General features: G+C 72.5%; 16 protein-coding genes. 7 read left to right on the forward strand and 9 right to left on the reverse strand.

All coding sequences use genetic code 11. From position 1 onward, the window contains the following. The first annotated feature begins 20 nt into the window (after positions 1-20). Positions 21-2,294, forward strand: a complete 2,274-nt coding sequence (locus tag RKD23_RS08480; RefSeq protein WP_424853107.1) for a Dyp-type peroxidase — start codon at positions 21-23, stop codon at positions 2,292-2,294. On the opposite strand, the gene RKD23_RS08485 is transcribed toward RKD23_RS08480, so the two are convergent. After that, positions 2,284-3,897: an IucA/IucC family protein gene (locus tag RKD23_RS08485; protein WP_424853108.1), complete on the reverse strand. Its 1,614-nt coding sequence runs from the start codon at positions 3,895-3,897 to the stop codon at positions 2,284-2,286. The genes RKD23_RS08480 and RKD23_RS08485 overlap by 11 nt on opposite strands. 108 nt (positions 3,898-4,005) lie before the next feature. Here RKD23_RS08485 and RKD23_RS08490 point away from each other — a divergent pair, with 108 nt between their 5' ends. The 4 genes from RKD23_RS08490 to RKD23_RS08505 all read left to right on the forward strand — a co-directional run bounded on the left by RKD23_RS08490 (position 4,006) and on the right by RKD23_RS08505 (position 9,312). After that, a complete protein-coding gene (locus RKD23_RS08490; protein ID WP_424853109.1) occupies positions 4,006-5,514 on the forward strand; it encodes an IucA/IucC family protein in 1,509 nt (502 codons plus the stop codon). Between the two features lie 32 nt (positions 5,515-5,546). Beyond that, positions 5,547-6,803: a VWA domain-containing protein gene (locus RKD23_RS08495; protein WP_424853110.1), complete on the forward strand. Its 1,257-nt coding sequence runs from the start codon at positions 5,547-5,549 to the stop codon at positions 6,801-6,803. Then, positions 6,803-7,597, forward strand: a complete 795-nt coding sequence (locus RKD23_RS08500; protein ID WP_424853111.1) for a hypothetical protein — start codon at positions 6,803-6,805, stop codon at positions 7,595-7,597. Before RKD23_RS08495 ends, RKD23_RS08500 begins: the two co-directional genes overlap by 1 nt. Before the next feature lie 161 nt (positions 7,598-7,758). Continuing rightward, complete coding sequence (locus tag RKD23_RS08505; protein ID WP_424853112.1) at positions 7,759-9,312, forward strand: serine/threonine-protein kinase; 1,554 nt, start codon at positions 7,759-7,761, stop codon at positions 9,310-9,312. Here RKD23_RS08505 and RKD23_RS08510 read toward each other — a convergent pair. Next, positions 9,309-10,082, reverse strand: a complete 774-nt coding sequence (locus RKD23_RS08510) for a helix-turn-helix domain-containing protein (RefSeq protein ID WP_424853113.1) — start codon at positions 10,080-10,082, stop codon at positions 9,309-9,311. The genes RKD23_RS08505 and RKD23_RS08510 overlap by 4 nt on opposite strands. Positions 10,083-10,177: 95 nt before the next feature. Between RKD23_RS08510 and RKD23_RS08515 the strand changes: the two genes are divergently transcribed. Then, complete coding sequence (locus RKD23_RS08515; protein ID WP_424853114.1) at positions 10,178-11,038, forward strand: NAD(P)H-binding protein; 861 nt, start codon at positions 10,178-10,180, stop codon at positions 11,036-11,038. Here RKD23_RS08515 and RKD23_RS08520 read toward each other — a convergent pair. Genes RKD23_RS08520 through RKD23_RS08530 form a run of 3 tightly spaced genes read right to left on the reverse strand, consistent with a single transcriptional unit; the run spans position 11,035 to position 13,396 of the window. After that, positions 11,035-11,457: an acyl-CoA thioesterase gene (locus tag RKD23_RS08520; RefSeq protein ID WP_424853115.1), complete on the reverse strand. Its 423-nt coding sequence runs from the start codon at positions 11,455-11,457 to the stop codon at positions 11,035-11,037. The genes RKD23_RS08515 and RKD23_RS08520 overlap by 4 nt on opposite strands. Before the next feature lie 58 nt (positions 11,458-11,515). After that, positions 11,516-12,163 carry a hypothetical protein gene (locus tag RKD23_RS08525; RefSeq protein WP_424853116.1) on the reverse strand — a complete coding sequence of 216 codons (648 nt, stop codon included), beginning with the start codon at positions 12,161-12,163 and terminating at the stop codon, positions 11,516-11,518. 24 nt (positions 12,164-12,187) lie between these two features. Continuing rightward, the gene (locus tag RKD23_RS08530; RefSeq protein ID WP_424853117.1) at positions 12,188-13,396 is read right to left on the reverse strand and encodes a pyridoxal phosphate-dependent aminotransferase; all 1,209 of its coding nucleotides are present in this window, start codon (positions 13,394-13,396) and stop codon (positions 12,188-12,190) included. A gap of 83 nt (positions 13,397-13,479) precedes the next feature. Here RKD23_RS08530 and RKD23_RS08535 point away from each other — a divergent pair, with 83 nt between their 5' ends. Further along, the gene (locus RKD23_RS08535) at positions 13,480-14,106 is read left to right on the forward strand and encodes a winged helix-turn-helix transcriptional regulator (RefSeq protein ID WP_424853118.1); all 627 of its coding nucleotides are present in this window, start codon (positions 13,480-13,482) and stop codon (positions 14,104-14,106) included. A 102-nt stretch (positions 14,107-14,208) separates the two neighbouring features. On the opposite strand, the gene RKD23_RS08540 is transcribed toward RKD23_RS08535, so the two are convergent. From RKD23_RS08540 to pucL, 4 genes are all read right to left on the reverse strand, one after another. Beyond that, positions 14,209-15,576: a nucleobase:cation symporter-2 family protein gene (locus tag RKD23_RS08540; protein ID WP_424853119.1), complete on the reverse strand. Its 1,368-nt coding sequence runs from the start codon at positions 15,574-15,576 to the stop codon at positions 14,209-14,211. Between the two features lie 287 nt (positions 15,577-15,863). Further along, positions 15,864-17,249, reverse strand: a complete 1,386-nt coding sequence (locus tag RKD23_RS08545) for an 8-oxoguanine deaminase (RefSeq protein WP_424853120.1) — start codon at positions 17,247-17,249, stop codon at positions 15,864-15,866. A 70-nt stretch (positions 17,250-17,319) separates the two neighbouring features. Next, positions 17,320-18,732, reverse strand: coding sequence for a nucleobase:cation symporter-2 family protein (locus RKD23_RS08550; protein WP_424853121.1), 1,413 nt, complete (start codon positions 18,730-18,732; stop codon positions 17,320-17,322). A gap of 70 nt (positions 18,733-18,802) precedes the next feature. Continuing rightward, positions 18,803-19,726 carry a factor-independent urate hydroxylase gene (gene pucL, locus RKD23_RS08555; RefSeq protein ID WP_404032647.1) on the reverse strand — a complete coding sequence of 308 codons (924 nt, stop codon included), beginning with the start codon at positions 19,724-19,726 and terminating at the stop codon, positions 18,803-18,805. Positions 19,727-19,730 lie beyond the last annotated feature (4 nt).

Genomic DNA, 19,730 nt, shown 5'->3' on the forward strand with positions numbered 1-19,730 from the left:
CGACACCCCAAGGGAGACACATGCCCGCTCAGCTCACGCTGCGCGACAGCACCGAGATCCAGGGCGACATCCTGGCCGGTTTCAAGAAGGACAACGTGTCCTTGCTCCTCCTGCAGTTCGGCGATGTCACCGCCGCCCGCTCCTGGCTGGAGGACCTCGTCCCGCAGATCGCCACCACCCAGCAGGTCGCCGACTTCAACCGCCGGTTCAGCGAGGCCCGGCGCAACTCGATGGGCGACGACCCCAAGCACCTCAAGGCCACCTGGCTGGGGCTCGCGCTCACCCATCCCGGACTCCAGTTCTTCACCGGCAAGGAGAAGGTCTTCGAGTCCGTCCCCGGCGGGAGCACCGTCGAGGCGTTCGTCCAGGGCGCGGCCGACCGGGCGCTGGCCCTGGGCGACACCGACGACAGCGACCCGAAGAACTGGCTGTTCGGCTACGACCACTCCCGCACCGTGCACGCCGTCCTGACGGTCGCCTCCGACACCGAGGAGGACCTCAGGAACGAGCTGGCCCGGCAGCGTGAGGCCGCCTCCCGGGCCGGGGCGGTCGTGGTCTTCCAGCAGGACGGGGCCACGCTGCCCGGCGACGCCGCCGGCAAGGAGCACTTCGGCTTCAAGGACGGCGTCAGCGAACCGGGCGTGCGGGGCTTCGAGGAGGAGGACCCGGCCCGCCCCGGCTATGTGCTGGGCAGCCCCGGCACCCGGCTGATCTCCGCCGACAAGTTCGTCGTGGACGCGGCCGGTGACGGCAAGCGGCCCGCCGGTGTGCCGCCCTGGATGCGCAACGGCTCCTTCCAGGTCTTCCGCCGCCTCCACCAGGACGTGCCCGGCTGGTGGGCGCAGGTCGCCGCCGAGCTCAAGCGGCTCAAGGCGGCCAAGGCGGTCGACGAGCGGACCTCCCAGGAGTGGCTCGCCGCCCGCCTGGTGGGCCGCTGGCCGTCCGGGGCCTCGATCGCCAACTGCCCGATGAAGCCGGCCGGGAAGCCGGAGCCCGCGCCGGACAACGACATCACGTTCAAGGACGACCCCGACGGTCTGGTCACCCCGCTCTTCTCCCACCTGCGCAAGACCAACCCGCGCGACGGTCTGGTCGACGGGGGCGAGCTCGTCGACGAGAAGTTCATGGACGAGCGGCGCATGATCCGCCGCGGCATCCCCTACGGCCGGCCCTTCAACCCGACCCAGGGCGAAGGAGGCGGCGCCGACGACCCGCGCGGGCTCGTCTTCGTCTGTTACCAGGCCGACCTGGTGCGGCAGTTCGAGTTCGTCCAGGCCGACTGGGTCAACGACCCCGACTTCCCGCACGACCGCCCGAACCGGCCCGGCCCCGACCCGATGGTGAGCGGGCAGCTGACGGACGTGAACGACGGCAAGGTCAGCTTCGAGAGCCGCAACGCGGCGGGCGAGCGGCAGACCACCACGCTCGGCTTCCGCCCCTTCGTGCGGACCGAGGGCTCGGTGTACGCCTTCAGCCCCTCCCTCAGCACCCTGCGCGGTCTCGCCCAGGGGCGCCTGGAGGGCGAGGGATCGATCACGCCCGTGCCGGATCCCCAGGCGCGGCCCGTCGACGCGGTGCTCCCCCATCCCGAGCACCCGGACCGGTACCTCGCCTTCCAGGGCGGCAAGGTGGTCCCGCTCACCTCCTCCGTGCGCGGCGGGGACGCCTCCCTCGCCGCGGACGGTGCGGCCGCGAAGCCGCTGTCCTTCTGGGACGACCTGCACGACCTCAAGCGCGTCGACGCCGCCTGGCCCGTCCCGGACCGGCAGGAGGTCAACGGGGAGTCCAGCCACTGGCTGTTCTTCACCGGCGAGGACGGCGGGCAGTACTACCGTCACATCCTTGTCGATCGGCAGGAGCCTCCGAGGATCAGGCCGGACGGCAACCGGGCGAGGCCGCTCAGCCAGTGGAGCTCGTTCGGTGCCGCACCCGAACCCGTCACCCACGTCGACGCGGTGCTGCCGATCCCCGACCAGCAGCCCGCCGGTGACGGCCGGTTCTACTACTGGCTGTTCCACACCACGCCCTCGGGCCAGCGGTACCGGATCATCTCCCTGCAGGCGGGGGGTTACCGGGACCGCCGCGAGACCGACGACAGCGCCGTCGCCCTGTGGACCTCCCTGAACGGGGTGGAGCACGTCGACGCCGTCCAGCCCGTCCCGGGCCGGCAGCCGGGCAGCGCCCAGAACTGGTACTGGGTCTTCCACGGGAACAAGTACCGGGTGATCAGCGTGGCCGACGGCTCGGCGCACCACGACGCCGTCGTCCACCCGGACCGCTCGCTCACGGGCTGATCCCGCCCGACCGCGCAGGCCCCCGGGAACCCGCCCCGGGGGCCTGCCGGTGTTCGGCTCGGTCGCCGGTGGCCAGCGGGTTGGGCAGGGGCCGGTAGCGGGCGTCGGCGCCGTCCGCGCCGGTCCAGCGCAGCAGCAGGTTGGTCTTGCCGGGCAGGGTGGGTGCGGAAAGCAGGGCGGTGACCTCCGGCAGGTCCTGGCGTTCGTGGCGGGCGAGCTCATGGCGTACGGCGGGCCAGGGGTCGAGGCCCGGGTGCCGTTCGGCGAGGGCCTCGGCGAGCTCGATCAGGTGGTTGACGACCAGGCAGTACACCAGCCGCTCCCAACCGGCCGCCCGCTCCACGTCGGGCAGCAGCTTGACGCCCTCGGCGTCACGGAACAGGGCCTGCACGGGAAGACCGTCGCTGTCGACCGCGACGAGGGTGTTCTGCAGGTGCGCCTCCAGGACGACGCCGTGGTCGGCGAACGCCGACAGCGCCGGGGGCACGACCGCCCGCAGATAGGCCTCCCACCAGGCGGCCGGGTCCAGGGCGCGGCCCGGCGGGCTGCCCTCGAAGCCCTCCACCAGGCCGGCCGCGAGCAGCGGGGTCGCGCCGGGCAGGAGCCGGCCGGTGAAGCCGTCGCGGACCAGGACGGCCAGCTCCTCGAAGGCGAAGCGAGCGGTGCGGTAGCCGCGGTCGCCGAGCCAGGCGGCGCCGTGCGGGGACCGGGCGAAGGCGCGGGCGGCCGCCTCGTCCGTGCGGCGCAGCTTCAGCAGGTCGTGGCGCCACAGCCGGCGGATGTCGTTGGTGATGCGCACGTCCAGGCTGAACTTCAGGAACAGGTCGTGCTCGGGGGTGTACAGCGTGCGGATCGCGGCCGTCGGCCACAGCGGGAAGCCGGTCGTGCCGAGCCGGATCAACCGGCCGTCGGCGAAGGCGGGCGCCAGCTCGCGGGCGGTGAGGTCCAGCTGCCAGGGGTGCGCGGGCAGCAGCCGGTAGCCGGGCGGAGCCTGCCCCAGCGCGTCCAGCGCCGTGGTGTCGCCCTCCTCCATGACCTCGTCCTCGCGCAGCCCGAGCAGCACCACGGGGAAACGGGCGTAGGCCTCCGGGGCGTACGGCAGCCAGGCCGCCGCGGGGGCGCCACCGCGCGCCTTGGGGGCCGGGTGGTGCGGGTGGCCGGTGACCAAGGACTGCTCGGAGCGCAGGTAGAGGTCGTCCGGCGGGGTGGCACGCGTGCGTGCGGCGAGCAGCGCGGCGACGGCGTCGCGGCTGTCGGCCATCTCGGCGGGCAGCTCGTGGTTGGAGCGGCCCGTGTGCCGGGTCAGCTCCTCGGCGACGAGTTTCACCAGCCCGGAGTGGTCGAGCCGGTGCCAGCCGCCGCGGGTGCGCACCTCGGGGTCGGCGGGCCGCCGGGTGCCGCGCACCCGCAGCAGGCGGTCCACGCCGGGCAGCCGGTACACGGACCATCCGTCGGCGTCCTCCCGCGGCAGCGGCCGGGCCACCTCACGCAGCAGGCAGTTCAGCAGCGGCGCGGCCGCGCAGGCGTCGGCTCGCGCGGTGACGTCGTCGCTGTGTGCGGCGTCGTCGCCGGCGGGCTGGGGCAGGAGGTCCACGCGTTCCACTCGTTCCCTACGGTGCTGTTCGGGCGGGGACGATCAGTATCGCTGCCGTCACGCCCCGCCGCGGACCGTCGTACGCTCACCTCTCCAGGTACCTGAGGAGCCCGAACCGTGCACCGACCCCCCACCGCCGGGGCCGCCGAGACCGCGACGGCCGCCGAGCTGGCCGCCGTACGCCCCGGTCTGCTGCCCCGGTTCACCGCCGAACTGCCCGGTGCCCGTGCGGCGGTGCTGACCCGGCTGTGGCGCGCGCTCACCCATGAGCCGCTGCCGTGGCTGGAGCGCCGTGAGCCGGGCACGCTGCGGCTGCGTGACGGCCGCGTGCTGAGCGGTCCTGCGCCGGACCCGTACGCGACGGACGCGTACGTCACCGTCGTGACGCTGGACGGGGCGTCGTACGACGATCCGGCGCGGCTGACGACGGCGCTCGGCGTGCCGCACGGCAGCTCGCTGGCCGCCGAACTGGACCACAGCGCGGTGTCGTTGGCGCTGTCGCGGGCGAACCAGCCCCCTGTGGAGGCGACGTGGCCGGTGAGCGACTGGGCGTGGGAGCGGCGGGTCGTGGACGGGCATCCGTATCACCCCAACTGCCGTTCCCGGCCCGGCTTCTCGGTGGCCGACCAGCTCGCCTACGCGCCGGAGCACGCGCCCGAGGTGCGGCTGGGGCTGATGCCGGTGCCGGCCGGGCAGTGTCTGGTGTCCGGTGACTGGCCCGCCGAACTGCGCGACGGGGAGCGGCTGTTGATCCCGGTGCATCCCTGGCAGGCGACGCACGTGCTCAAGCAGATGGGCGAGCCGGGGCCCCTGGCGCGGCCGTTGATGTCGTTGCGCACGCTGGAGCTGCTGCCCGGTGGGCCGCATGTCAAGACGTCGCTGAGCGCCCGGCTGACGTCCTCGGTGCGGGACATCTCGGTCGGCTCGATCGCCGCCTCGGCGGTGCTGTCGTCCTTCGGCGAGGCTCTCGCGGCGCGCACCGGGGGCCTGCTGCATGTCACCCGCACCCTGGGCGCGGCGACGGCCGACTCCCCCGACCTCGCGGCGATGCTGCGCGAGTCGCCGCGGGCGTACGCGGGGCCCGGCGAGCATGTGGTGCCGGTGGCGGCGCTGCCCACGACGGAGCTGCCCGGTGACCCGGCGTGGCTGGCCGGTTTCGCGCGGCTGGCGCTCGGGGTCGGGCTGCGGATGCTGGAGCTGGGCGTGGCGCTGGAGGCGCACGGGCAGAACCTGCTGGTGGTGCTGTCGGCGGACGGTCTGCCGCTGCGGCTGGTCTACCGGGACCTGGCCGACATAAGGGTGAGCCCGGCGCGGCTGGCCGCCCACGGCGTCCCGCTGCCCGCGGGCATGCCGGAGCGGATCCTGACCGACGACGTCACGGCGCTGCGCCGTAAGCTGTTCGGCTCGCTGGTGGCGGGTGCGCTGGCGGGGACGGCGGGGTCCGGGCGGGCGCTCGGGGCGGTGCTGGCGGCGGCCGTACCGGATCTGCCGAGCGGCCCGGACCTCGCCGCGCTGACGGACGAGCCGCTGCCCACGAAGGCGCTGACGCTGATGCGGCTGTCGCCGGGGACGCCGGGCGACCAGTGGACGGTGCTGCCCAATCCGCTGGCGCACACCCCGCTTTGAAGACCGGCGCCCCCGGTCAATAAGATCCGCCGATGATCACAAGAAAACGGCTGGCGTCAGGCGTGTGCGTCCTGTTCGCCGCCCTGGCCGCCGGGATCGCCGTCCCGGCCGGGGCCGTCGCCGACGAGACCACGGCCACCGCGCCGAAGGTGAACCTGGTCCTGGACGTGAGCGGTTCGATGCGGGCCCGGGACATCGACGGCCAGTCGCGGATGGCCGCGGCGAAGCAGGCGTTCAACGAGGTGCTCGACGCCACCCCGGAAGAGGTGCTGCTGGGCATCCGCACGCTCGGCGCGAACTACCCCGGCGACGACCAGAAGCGAGGCTGCAAGGACACCGCCCAGCTCTACCCGGTCGGCCCGCTGGACCGCACCGAGGCCAAGACGGCGGTCGCGACCCTGACGCCCACCGGCTGGACCCCGATCGGCCCGGCGCTGCTGAAGGCGGCCGACGACCTCGACGGCGGCACCGGCTCCAAGCGCATCGTGCTGATCAGCGACGGCGAGGACACCTGCGCCCCGCTCGACCCGTGCGAGGTGGCCCGCGAGATCGCCGCCCGCGGTATCGGGCTGACCATCGACACGCTCGGCCTGGTGCCCAACGCCAAGATGCGGCAGCAGCTCAGCTGCATCGCCGAGGCGACCGGCGGCTCGTACACATCGGTGGAGCACACCGAGGAACTCGCCGACAAGGTCAACCAGTTGGTGGACCGGGCGGCCGACCCGGTGGTGACGCCGGTGGCCACCGAGGGCGCCGAGGCGTGCGCGAAGGCACCCGTGCTGAAGTCCGGGCTGTACACCGACCGCGTCGAGTTCGGGCAGCAGCGCTGGTACCGGGTGGACGTCGAGCCGGGCCGGGAGCTGCGCGCCTCGGTGAGCGTGGCCGCGGACCGGGCGGTGGCCCCGTCGTACGGCGTGCTGCTGCGGGCCGTGACCGTGCACGGCCGGGAGATCGTACGCGGTGAGGCCGCGGGCGACGGCCGTACGGATGTGATCTCGACGGGCCTGAGGTATCCGAAGGCGGACGACGACGAGGCGCCGACCGAGGGCGTGTGCCTGCAGGTGACGCACTCCTTCGCGGCCGCGTCGGGCGTCGAGACCACGCCCGGTCTGCCGCTGGAGCTGACCGTGGACGTCGTCGACGGCCCCGGTGACTCCGACGACGTGGCCTCCTTCGGCCTCGGGCGCGGCTGGTGGCTGCTGGGCGCGCTGATCCTGACCGGGTTCGTGGCCGGTCTGCTGTGGGGCTGGCTGTCGCGCTGGCGGGTCGCGGTCTGGAGGACCAACTGATGCGTATCGCAAGGATGCTGGGCGCGGCGCTGCTGCTGCCGCTGCTGACAGCCGCGCCCGCCGCCGCGGACTCGACGCCGTCCGCGAGCCCGTCCGAGGACTCCGGCGCCCCCACCGAGGCGGGCACCTCGTTCCGTACGGCGACCGAGATCGACCAGGGCCAGACCGCCACGGCGAGCGGCTCCACCGGTGACTACCTGTACTGGTCCTTCCCGGCGGACGCCGGGCAGCGGCCGACCGTACGGGCCACCGTGAAGCTGCCCGACACGCATGCCGCCGAGACCTGGCAGATCGACGTCTACGACGGTCTGCGCCGCCGCCAGTCCTGCCAGTACGGCATGCAGACCCGCACGGCCGCCGCGGACGCCTCGTCCGTGGAGCTGGCGTGTGTCCTGCGCACGGTGCGTGCCTGGTCCGAGCCGTGGGCCAACGACCCGCTGCCGGGCACCTACTACGTCCGCCTGACCGCCGTCGGCCTGGGCACGGCCGACCGGGGTCTGCCGGTGAACGCGGAAGTCCGGGTCGAGTCCAAGGACATCGGCGGTGCGGCGGCGGTGGACGGCTCGCTGGGTGAGCCGCTGGTGCCGGGTGTCGCGATGACTTCCGCGGAGGACGACGAGGACTCCGCGGTGCTGTCCGCCATCGACCCCGACGACGGCTGGTCCTCCGGCTGGTGGTCCGACCGCTGGGTCTGGACGGCCCTGGGCGGCGTGCTGGCCGCGCTCGCGGGGATCGGCGGCTACCGGCTGACCAGGGGCTCGGGCCGCCCCTCGCACGTGCCGCCGGGCGTCTGACGCCCTGGCCCGAGGCCCACCACGTACGGCCGTACGCGGTGGGCCTTCTCCTCTCACGGCCAGGGGGCCGGGTCAGCCCGTGTCCGTGTGCCGCTTAGGCTTCTGCTCCGGTCGATCCACGGTTGACCAGGGACTTCGGGGGACGAGGGGAGAGCGGGGCGATGGACGGCGCGAGCGAGGTGTTCCGGCCGCTCGAGGCGGACGATCCGGCCGAGGTGGGCGGCTATCGCCTCACCGCCCGGCTCGGTGCCGGCGGCATGGGGCGGGTGTACCTGTCGTACACGCCGGGCGGGCGTCTCGTGGCGATCAAGGTGGTCCGGCCGGAGCTGGCGCACGATCCGGACTTCCGGCGGCGGTTCCGCCGCGAGGTGGAGGCGGCCCGCCGGGTCCGGGGCGCCTACACCGCCGAGCTGATCGACGCCGACAGCGACGGCGTACCGCCCTGGCTGGCCACCCTGTACGTGCCCGGCCCCTCCCTCACGGAGGCGGTCGCCCGGGGCGGGCCGCTGTCCGTGCCCGCGGTGTTGTGGCTGATGGCGGGAGTGGCCGAGGCGCTCCAGGCGATCCACGCCGAGGGGATCGTGCATCGCGACCTCAAGCCGTCGAACGTGCTGCTGGCCGACGACGGCCCGCGGGTGATCGACTTCGGTATCTCCCTGGCCGCCGACCTCACCTCGTACACCGCCACCGGCGCGGCCGTCGGCACGCCGCATTTCATGGCTCCCGAGCAGGCGACCGCCGGTGAGGTCACCCCGGCGACCGATGTCTTCGCGCTGGGGCAGACGGCCGCCTTCGCGGCGCTCGGCGAACCGCTGTACGGCTCCGGTTCCGCGCCGGGCGTGCTGTACCGCATCGTGCACGAGGAACCCGACCTGTCCCGGCTGCCCGAGCCGCTCCGCCCGCTGATCGCCCGCTGCCTGGCGGCCGACCCGCGGGAGCGGGCCACCCTGGCGGAGGTCCTGCGGTGGTGCCGGCAGCAGCTCGGCCCGGACGCCGGACCCGCCGTCTGGCGCGAGGTCCTGGGGCAGCGGCACACGCCCGCCACGCCTCCCACACCCGATCCCACCCTGCGGCTGCCCCGGCCGGCGCGGCTGCGCCGCCGGCGTACGGCGCTGATCACGGCCGCGGCCGTGACGGCGGCGGCGCTGCTGACGACGGGCCTGGCGTGGGTGACGTCGGACGCGGGGGACGGGTTCCGCGACTGGGTCGCGGGCGCGTCACCGACAGCCGGTCCTGAGGAGTCCGTACGGACCCCGGCGAGCGGCGGCGAAGGGGACCGGACTCGGCCTCCCCGCACGTCGTCCCAGCCCTCCCCGATCGCCTCCGGGCCGTCGGGAGCCGTCGCCTACACCTCCCTGTGGCTGGACGCGAAGAAATCGCTGAGCTTCGCCGAACCGGTGCAACGCCAGGACCGCGAGGGGGACATCCGCTTCGACTGCGCGGAGGTCGGCTGTTCCCTGGACAGCGATTCCAGCGTGTTCGTGCAGGTCTTCGGCGAGAACGCGGCTTCCCCGGAAGTGTGCCGCTTCATGCTCTCCGGCACCGACTCCGACTACCGCCACTGGCCGCTCGCCGCGGCGGCCAACGGCAGCCAGATCTGCGTCAGGCACCCCTCCGGCGAGATCGCCCTGCTGGTGATCCGGACCAAGTCGACCGCACTGCCCGAATCCGCCTTCATGCAGGTCGAGATGACCGTCTGGCCGAAGGCGGCCTAACCGCGGGCCACGGCCTGGCAGGGCCCCGCGGCCGGGCGACGGCCCGTGAAGAAGGCCCGCGGCGGCACACCCATCAGGGTGCGGAAGTCGGCCGTCATATGGGACTGGTCGTAGTAGCCGGTGTCGGCGGCCAGGTCGGCCCAGGTGCCGGTCGCCGCCCGGGCGAGGACATGGCGTACGCGGTTGATGCGGGCGTAGTGCTTGGGGGACAGTCCGACGCCGTCGGTGAACAGGTTGCGCAACTGCCGCTCGCTGACGGAGAGTCGGCGGGCGGTCTCCTGCACCTGTTCGCCGACGGACAGCGCGGCGACCCCGGCACGCAGCAGCTCGGCGCTGCGGGGCTGCTCGTCGGGCAGCAGCTCGGCCAGCCGCCGCGAGAGGTCCTCGGGTGCCGTGTCGGGCAGTACGTCCGCGAGCCGGCGCGCCGTCGCCCCGGGCAGCGCGTCCAGCGACACCACCCGGCCGACCAGGTCCACGGCCGGAACTCCGAGCAGCGGACGGGCCGTTCCGGGTGCCAGGCTGAGGCGTACGCAGGAGGCGGGGCGGTCGGTCGCGTGGTAGGAGGCGCGGGTGCGGGGGCCGACGACCAGGGCGTCGCGGCGGCCGTCGGGGCCGGTGCGCACGACCAGCTTCGCCGCCGGGTCGGGGACGAAGGTGTACGGCTCGCCGGGCACGTCGTCGGCCGCCGCGGTCGTCATGTCGGCGATCCACGGGCGCAGTTCGAGGGGCAGCGTCAGCGGCAGCGGTCGGTCGGCGACGGCGGTGGTCATGGCCCCACCGTATGCGCCCGGGGCGCCGGGCGGGGCACGGACGCCGTGCCGGAATTTCCTAGAGCGGCGGCGGACCGGCCCGGCACCTTTGTCGCATGATCCTCGTGACCGGTGCCACGGGCACCATCGGAAGTGAACTCGTACGACAGCTCGCCGCGCGGGGCGAGAAGGTGCGCGCCCTCACCCGCGACCCGGCGAAGGCCGACGTCCCCGCCGGAGTGGAGGTGGTCCGCGGCGACTACCTGGACCAGGAGTCGGTGCGGGCGGCGATGAGCGGGGTGACGGCGGCGTTCCTCGTGGGCGTGCCGGGCCCCGGCGCGCTGCACGACCCGGAGCTGGTGGCGGCGGCCCGCGCGGCCGGTGTGGGCCGGCTGGTGAAGCTGTCCGCGATCGCCACCGGCGACCCCGATCTGGGCCCCTCCGCGACCTGGCACCTGCCGGGCGAGCGGGCTCTGGCGGAGAGCGGCGCCGAGTGGACCGTGCTGCGCCCCTCGGTCTTCGCCTCCAACACGCTGAGCTGGGCGCATCCGATCGGCGCGGGCGAGCCCGTGCCCAACATGACCGGGGAGGCCCGGCAGGGCGTCGTTGACCCGCGTGACGTGTCGGAGGTCGCCGCGCGCGTGCTCGTCGAGCCGGGCCATACGGGACGGACGTACACCCTGACGGGTCCGGCGGCGATCGGCGTGCCCGAGCAGGCCGTCGTGCTCGGCGAGGTCCTCGGCCGGCCGGTCGCCACGCGGGAGCTGTCCACGGAGGAGTCCCGCGGCCTCCTGCGGGCCTGGGGGCTCGGCGAGGAGGCCGTCGAGGCGATCCTGGCCGGCAACGCGTACGTCCGGCAGGGCCGCAACGAGGTCGTCACCGACGACGTGCGCACGGTCCTCGGCCGTCCGGCGCGCAGTTACCGGGAGTGGGCCGAGGACCGGCGGGGGGCGTTCGGCGGAAGCGTGAGCTCCTAGAGGCCGAACAGCGCCGGGTCGGCCGCCAGTTCCTTGAACCGCTCGCGCGGGTCGTCGACGAGGCGGCGTGTCGTGAGGTCCAGCAGTCCGCCGACGGCCACGACCTCGGCGGCGAGGGTGCCGTCGGACGTGCGGATGCTCTGCCGGATCGTGAAGGTCTTGCCCTCGCTCCAGGCGAACTCGCAGCTCACCTCGACCTCGTCGCCGGCGAGCAGCTCGCGCTTGTAGCGGATGGTCGTCTCCAGGGCGACCGGGCCGACGCCCCGGGCCGCGAGGTCGGCCTGGCGGATGCCGGCGGCCTGGAGCAGCGCCCAGCGGGCGTGCTCGGCGTAGTTCAGATAGACGGCCTGGTTGAGGTGTCCCTGGACATCGGTCTCGTAGCCACGGACGGTCACCGGGACGGAGAACGGCTCGCTCACTGCTACCCCTCGTGGTGTTCGGCGCTGTGTGCTCTGCCGTTCGATCCTGTCACGGTCGTCACACGCGCCGCGGAGAGGCCAGCAGGTAGCGGGCCCGCGTACGCGGCTCGGTGTGCTCCCCGGTCTGCCAGCCCGCCCGCTCCAGCGTGGCCGCGCAGGCGCGCAGCGCCTCGGTGTCCGTCTCGTGCACCGCTACGGCGTCCGGCTGCGGGGTCGCCCGCACCCGGTACCCGGCGCCCTCCGGTCCGGCCGGGGGGTGTCCGGCCGCCTCCAGGGCGAGCGCGGCGGCCCGTACCAGATGCGTACGCTCCCAGCCGCAGGGCCGGTCCACGGCGCTGTCCGGGTTGGTCATCCGGCGCAGTTCGAGGAGCCCCTGCCAGGCGCTGTGCACCTCGCGGGTCCGGGCGGGCCCGGCGGCGGGGGGCTCCTCCTCGCCGCCGACGCGTGCGGCGAAGACGCCCTGGCCGGCGGGCGGCTCCGCCTGGGGAGAGGGCGCGGCCTCCTGGGGAGAGGGCGTCGCGGGCTCCTCCCGCAGCCGGTGCCCGGCCGGGGTGAGGAAGTGGTCGTGCGGCGGCCTCGGGTGCCGGAAGGCCAGCCCCCGCTTCACCAGCGCCGCTAGCTGGGCCTGCGTGCCCTTCAGCCGTCCGGTGACGGGATCGGCCGCCTCGACGACACGCCGCTGCGCTGCGGTGAGGGGTCGGCTCACGGGGCACACGCTCCTCTCGGGCTGCTACTGCCGGTACCCGCTCAGGAAGCGCCCGATCCGGCCGATCGCGGCCTCCAGGTCCTCCGCGTACGGGAGGGTGAGGATACGGAAGTGGTCGGGGGTCGGCCAGTTGAAGCCGGTTCCCTGGACGACCTGGATCTTCTCCCTCAGCAGGAGGTCGAGGACGAACTTCTCGTCGTCGTGGATCGGGTGCACCTTGGGGTCGATGCGCGGGAAGGCGTACAGCGCGCCCTTGGGCTTGACGCAGGACACGCCGGGGATCTCGTTGAGCTTCTCCCAGGCGACGTCGCGCTGCTCGCGCAACCGCCCGCCGGGAGCGGTGAGTTCATGGATCGACTGGCGGCCGCCGAGCGCGGCCTGGATGGCGTACTGGGCGGGCGCGTTGGCGCACAGGCGCATGGAGGCCAGCATGGTCAGGCCCTCCAGATAGTCCCGCGCGTGCTGCTTGGGGCCGGTGACCACGAGCCAGCCGGAGCGGAAGCCGGCCACCCGGTAGGTCTTGGACAGGCCGCAGAAGGTGAGGACCACGAGGTCCGGGGCGAGGGCGGCGGCCGAATGGTGCACGGCGTCGTCGTACAGGATCTGGTCGTAGATCTCGTCGGCGAAGACCATCAGGCCGTGCCGGCGGGCGAGGTCGAGGATGCCCTCGACGATCTCCTTGGGGTAGACGGCCCCGGTGGGGTTGTTGGGGTTGATGATCACGACCGCCTTCGTCCGGTCGGTGATCTTCGACTCCATGTCGGCCAGGTCCGGGTACCACTCGGCCTGTTCGTCGCACAGGTAGTGGACCGCCTTGCCGCCCGCGAGGGTGGTGACGGCCGTCCAGAGGGGGAAGTCGGGGGCGGGGATGAGGATCTCGTCGCCGTCCTCGATCAGCGCCTGTACGGCCATGGAGACCAGCTCGGAGACGCCGTTGCCGAGGAAGACGTCGTCGACGTCGACCTGGAGGCCGAGGGTCTGGTAGCGCTGGGCGACGGCGCGGCGGGCGGAGAGGATGCCGCGCGAGTCGGTGTAGCCGTGCGCCTTGGGGAGCATCCGGATCATGTCCTGGAGGATCTCCTCCGGGGCCTCGAAGCCGAACACCGCCGGGTTGCCGGTGTTCAGGCGCAGCACGCTGTGGCCCGCCTCCTCCAGCGCGTTGGCGTGCTCGATCACCGGGCCGCGGATCTCGTAGCAGACCTCGCTGAGCTTGTTCGACTGCCGGAACTCCATGGCGCCCCTCCAGATAACCAGTGTCACTTGGTTTTACCAAGTAGCAGCTTGGAAAGTCCAACAACTTGTCTAGACTGCGTCGCATGCCACCTCGTCGAAGCTACGACCAGTACTGCTCCGCCGCCCGCGCGCTGGACGCCGTCGGCGACCGCTGGACCCTGCTGATCGTGCGCGAACTCCTCGCCGGGCCCCGCCGCTACACGGACCTGCACGCCGACCTGCCAGGGGTCAGCACGGACGTCCTCGCCTCCCGGCTGAAGGACATGGAGCGCGACGGGCTGACGACGAGGCGCCGCCTGCCGCCACCCGGAGCGGCCTACGTCTACGAACTCACCCCCCGTGGCCGCGAGTTGCTGCCCGTCCTGCTCGCGCTCGGCGAGTGGGGGCGCGGCGAGCTGGGAGAGCGCAGGCCCACGGACGCCCTGCGCGCCCACTGGTTCGCGCTGCCGCTGCTGAACGCGCTGGAGGGCGAGGGACTCGTCGAAGTCCGCCTGGACGAGGGCGACTTCCACCTCCACGTCGGCGCCCAGGAGGGGCCGGTCTACGGTGACGGGCCCGCGCCTCGGGAGCCGGACGCGCGGCTGTCGATGGACGGGGAGACCTGTACGGCTCTGGCGCGCGGGGAGTTGAGCCTCGCCGAGGCGGTGCGTGCCGGGCGTGTCGAGGTCGCGGGGGACGGGGCGCTCGCCAAGTCCCTGCGGGAAAAGTGATCGTCTGACACAAGGCTCGAAGGCACCCCTGTGCAGGACGTCGGCCGGGGGCCACGCCATCGTCGCGCGGCCCCCGGCAGGGGTGTTAACTCACCGTCGGATTCAGTGCGCAGCGGCGATCTCCTCCCCCGCCTCCATCGGATGGGTCACGTCGTGGGCGTCGCCGCTCTTGCCGAGGTGGTTGAAGAGCATGTTGAGGACGACGGCGGTGACGCAGCCGGTCGAGATGCCGGAGTCGAGGACGATCTTCGCGGTCTCGGGGAAGGAGTGGTAGAACTCCGGCGCGGTGATCGGGATGATGCCGACGGCGAGGGAGACCGCGACGATCAGGACGTTGTTGTCCCGGTCGAGGCCGGCCCGCACCAGCGTCTGGATGCCGCTCGCGGCGACGGAGCCGAACAGGACGATGCCGGCGCCGCCGAGGACCGGGCGGGGCACGACCGCGATCAGTGAGGCGGCCATCGGGCACAGGCCCATCAGCACCAGGAAGGCGCCGCCGGTGGCGACGACGTACCGGCTGCGGATCTTCGTCATGGCGACGAGGCCGATGTTCTGCGCGAACGCGCTGCACATGAAGCCGTTGAACAGCGGGCTGATCGCCGAGCCGAGGGTGTCGGCGCGCAGTCCGGCCGCGATGGTCTTCTCGTCGGCGGGGCGTTCGACGATCTCACCGAGGGCCAGCATGTCGGCGGTCGACTCGGTCATCGACACGACCATCACCACGCACAGCGAGAGGATCGCGGCGAACTGGAACTGGGGCGCGCCGAAGTGGAACGGGGTCGGGAACCCGATGATGTCCGCGTCGCCGACGGGGCTGAAGTCGGTGACGCCGAACGGGATCGCGATGAGCGTGCCGGCGACCAGGCCGAGCAGGACGGCGATCTGCTTGACGAAGCCGCGGGTGAAGCGGCGCAGCAGCAGGACGATCAGCAGGGTGATGCCGGCGAGGGTGAGATAGGTCGTCGAACCGTAGTCCTCCGCGGCCGGGTTGGGACCCTGGGCCCAGCCGAAGGCGACCGGGAGCAGGGACACGCCGATCAGGGTGATGACGCTGCCGGTGACGACCGGCGGGAAGAAGCGGATCGCCTTGCTGAAGAAGGGCGCCGCGAAGAAGCCGAGCAGACCGGCGACGATCACCGCGCCGAAGATGATCGGCAGGGCGTCGGACTTGTCCTCGGTGGAGGCGACGATCGCGGTCATCGGGGCGACACCGGCGAAGGTGACGCCGTTGACGAACGGCAGCCGGGCGCCGATCTTCCAGATGCCGAGGGTCTGCAGGAAGGTGGCGAGGCCTGCTGTGAACAGACAGGCGCCGGTGAGGAAGGTCAGTTCGGTTGCGGTCAGGCCTATGGCCGCGCCGACGATGAGCGGTGGGGCGACGACCCCCGCGTACATGGCGGCCACGTGCTGAAGACCACTGGTCGCCATTTTCAGGGCGGGGAGTTTTTCGTCTACGGGATGGGCGGCCACGGCTGCTCCTCCAAACGGCTAACACGTCAGGGGCGACGTGGATTTCAGGGAGGTGGTGCGGGTGGTCGTGCGGGACCGTGACGGGGGGTGGCGACGGCGGTGAGCGGTGGGGTGCCAACGGCCTACGGCTCATGGCCTACGGCTTATGGCGGCAAGCGTCGGGCGTGACCGGCTCCAGGGCGTGTGCGTCGGGCACACGCCCCGGAGACGGCTCCCGTGGATCCCGCTCGGATCCACGGTCCCGGCCGGGAGCCGTCCCTCTCGGCCGGAGTTCTGGGGGGGGAGGATCAGCGCTGGGCGGCGATGCGCGCCAGGCGCTGGGCCTCCTCTCGGGTGGAGCGGGCGACGGCGTCCTCGTCGACGGTGAGCAGGCGGTTGCTGTCGACGATCTGCCGGCCGTTGACGAAGGAGGCGGTGACCGGGGCCGCGGCGCCGAAGACGAGCGCGGTCACCGGGTCGGCGATGGAGGCGTGGGCGAGGGTGTCCATCTTCCACAGCACGACGTCGGCGAGCTTGCCCACCTCCAGCGAGCCGATCTGCTCGGCACGGCCGAGGACCTGCGCGCCGCCGTAGGTGCCCAGGCGCAGGGCCTGGCGGGCGTTCAGCGCGGCCTCTCGGTGGGCGCCGAGGCGGTTGATCAGCAGGGCGTTGCGCAGCTCGGTGTGGAGTTCGCCGGACTCGTTGGAGGCGGTGCCGTCCACGCCGAGGCCGACCGGGACGCCCGACTTGAGCATGTCGGGGACGCGGGCGATGCCGGCCGCGAGGCGGGCGTTGGACGACGGGCAGTGCGCGACGCCGGTCTTCGTGCGGGCGAAGGCGGCGATGTCGGAGTCGTTCATGTGGACGCAGTGCGCCATCCACACGTCCTCGCCGAGCCAGCCGGTGGACTCGAAGTAGTCGGTGGGGCCCATGCCGAACAGCTCGTGGCAGAACTTCTCCTCCTCCACGGTCTCCGAGCCGTGGGTGTGCATCCGCACCCCGAGGCGGCGGGCCAGGTCGGCACCCTGGCGCATGAGTTCGGTGGAGACGGAGAAGGGGGAGCAGGGGGCGACGGCCACCTGGGTCATGGCGTCGAAGGAGGCGTCGTGGTGCTGCCTGACGGTCTCCTCGGTGGCGGCGAGCGCACCGTCGAGGGTCTCCACGGCGAAGTCCGGGGGCAGGCCGCCGTCCTTCTCGCTGCGGTCCATCGAGCCGCGGGCGAGGGTGAACCGTACGCCCATCTCGGCGGCGGCGCGGATGATCGCGCCGGACAGGTCGCCGGAGCCGTGCGGGAAGACGTAGTGGTGGTCCATGGCGGTGGTGACACCGCCGCGCGCCATCATCGCGAGGGAGCCCTGGGCGGCCGAGTAGCACATCTGCTCGTCGATGCGCGCCCACACCGGGTACAGCGCGACCAGCCAGTCGAACAGGTTGTGATCGGTGGCCATGCCCCGGGTGATCCACTGGTAGAAGTGGTGGTGGGTGTTGACCAGACCGGGCGTGGCCAGATGGCCGCTCGCGTCGATCCGGCGCACCACGTTCTCCAGGTCCGCGGGGGCCTTGCCCGCGCCGACCGACTCGATGCGGTTGCCGGCCAGGACCAGGTGTCCGGAGGCGTACTCGGTGTCGCCCGCGTCGACCGTGGCGATCGCGCAGTTCTCGATGACGATGCGCTCGGCTGCCGATGATGCCATGGAGCTTCCTTGTCTTTCAGTGGCGGCCCGTGGGCCGGGGTGTGGCCACGGGGGAGGGCACGGCAGGACCCTAGGAGGATTTGAGTGCCGGGGCGGTTCGGCCGCTCCGGGTGCCGAGGTGATGGAAGAACAGATTCAGTGATACGGCGACGAGCGCGCCGGCGCTGATACCTGAACCGAGCACGGTCTGCGCCCAGGCGGGGAAGTCGGCGTAGAAGGTGGGTGCCGCGAGCGGGATGATGCCCGCGCCGAGCGCGACGGCCACCAGGATGATGTTGGAGCTGTCGTCCAGGCCGGCTTCCGACAGGGTGCGGATGCCGCTGACGGCGATCGAGCCGAACAGGACGATGCCGGCGCCGCCGAGGACGGGCATGGGCACCAGGGAGACGACCGCGCCGAGCACCGGGAAGGCGCCGAGGACGATCAGGGTGGCGCCCGCGACGGCGACGACATAGCGGCTGCGCACCCGGGTCAGCGACACGACACCGACGTTCTGGGCGAAGGCCGAGGTGGGGAAGCCGCCGAAGACGGGGCCGAGCAGGGTGGCGATGCCGTCGGTGCGCAGGCCGCGGGTGATGGTGCGCGCGTCGGTGCGGCGGTCGCAGATCTCGCCGAGGGCGAGCATGCCCGCCGACGACTCGGTCATCAGCACCAGCATCACGATGCACAGCGACAGGATCGCCGCGGGCTGGAACTCCGGCGCGCCGAAGGCGAACGGCGCGGGCAGCGCGGCGACGGGCGCGGACTTCAGCCCGCTGAAGTCGGCCATCCCGAACGGGATCGCGGCGAGCGTGCCGAGGAGCAGCCCGAACAGCAGGGCGACCTGCTTGACGAAGCCCCTGCCGAAGCGCTGGATCAGCAGGATGACGGCGAGGGTGAACCCGGCGAGCGCCAGGTGGTGCATGGCGCCGAAGTCGGCGGCGGTCTCGTCGCCGCCCTGGGCCCAGCCGACCGGGACCGGCATCAGAGTCACCCCGATGAGGGTGATGACCACGCCGGTGACCAGGGGCGGGAAGAAGCGCAGCAGTCGCCCGAAGAACGGGCCGATCGCCAGGCAGAAGACACCGGCGACCATCACCGCGCCATAGATCGCGGGGAGCCCGCGGCCCGGGTCGTTGGTCTCGGCGATCGCCAGGATCGGGGCGATGCCGGCCGAGGAGGCGGCGTTGACGAACGGCAGCCGGTTGCCGATGAACCCCTTGACGCCGAGGGTCTGCAGGATGGTCGCGACACCCGCGATCAGCAGGGAGGCGGCGATCAGCCGGGTGCGGGCCGCGAGGTCGAGGCCGCAGGCCTGGCCGATGATGAGCGGAGGAGTGACCACGCCCGCGTACATCGCGGCGATGTGCTGGAGCGCGGCGGGGACGAGCCGCGAGGGGTGGAGCTTCTCGTCCACCGGGTGCACGGACGTGACGGCGTCCTGGTCGTGCACCGGCGGGGTGGAACAGGGGGCTTCGGCCGGCCCCGTTGCAGGCTGTGCCATGGTGTTCCCTCCGGTGTGGCGCGCCCCCGGGTCCGCTTCGGCGAGAAGGACCGGGGGCGCGCGTCCCGCGTCAGAGGTTGGTCATGTCGACCGGGATCTGGGCCTCGCAGCCGTCCCGCAGGATGGTGGCCTCGATCAGGCCGTAGGGACGGTCGGCGGCGAAGTAGACCTCGTTGTCGTTCTTGAGCCCGAACGGCTCCAGGTCCACCAGGAAGTGGTGCTTGTTCGGCAGCGAGAAGCGGACCTCGTCGATCTCGCTGCGGTTGTTGATGATGCGCGAACCCATCTGGTACAGGGTCTGCTGGAGGGAGAGCGAGTAGGTCTCGGCGAAGGCGTGCAGCATGTGCTTCTTCACCTGCTCGTAGGACTTCTCCCAGTTGGGCATCTTCTGCTCGTCGTCGGTCCAGTTGAACCGCCAGCGGCCGGAGACCTGGGTGGCCAGGATGCGGTCGTACGCCTCCTGGAGGGTCGTGTACTTGTCCTTGACGTAGCCCCAGAACTCGGAGTTGGTCGAGTTCATCACGATCAGGTCCTTGAGGCCGGAGACGACCTCCCACTTCTCACCGTCGTAGGTGATCTGGGTGACGCGGGTCTCCTGGCCCTTACGGACGAAGGAGTGCTTGACCTCGTCGGCGCCGATGAACTTGCTGTTGGCGTCGGAGGTCTCGATCCGCTCCCAGGCGTACTCCTCGATGCGGATGCGCGCCTGGTGGATCGGCTCCTGCGAGGTGACGAAGTGGCGGGCGAGGTGGATGCCGAACTGCTCGGCGGACTCGATGCCGTACTCCTTGGCGAACGCGTACACCGTGTTCTTGGTGGTGTCGGTCGGCAGGCAGTTGGCGTTCGAGCCGGAGTAGTGGACGTCGTCCATGTCGCCGCTCAGCGCCACGGACACATTGAGGTCCTTGATGTGATGGGTGGCGCCGTCCCGCGTGATCTTGACGACTCGGTTCTCGGCCTTGCCGTACTGGTTCTGTCCCAGAATGGTGGGCATCTAG

This window comes from Streptomyces sp. SAI-170, assembly GCF_049739565.1.
GTDB lineage: Bacteria > Actinomycetota > Actinomycetes > Streptomycetales > Streptomycetaceae > Streptomyces.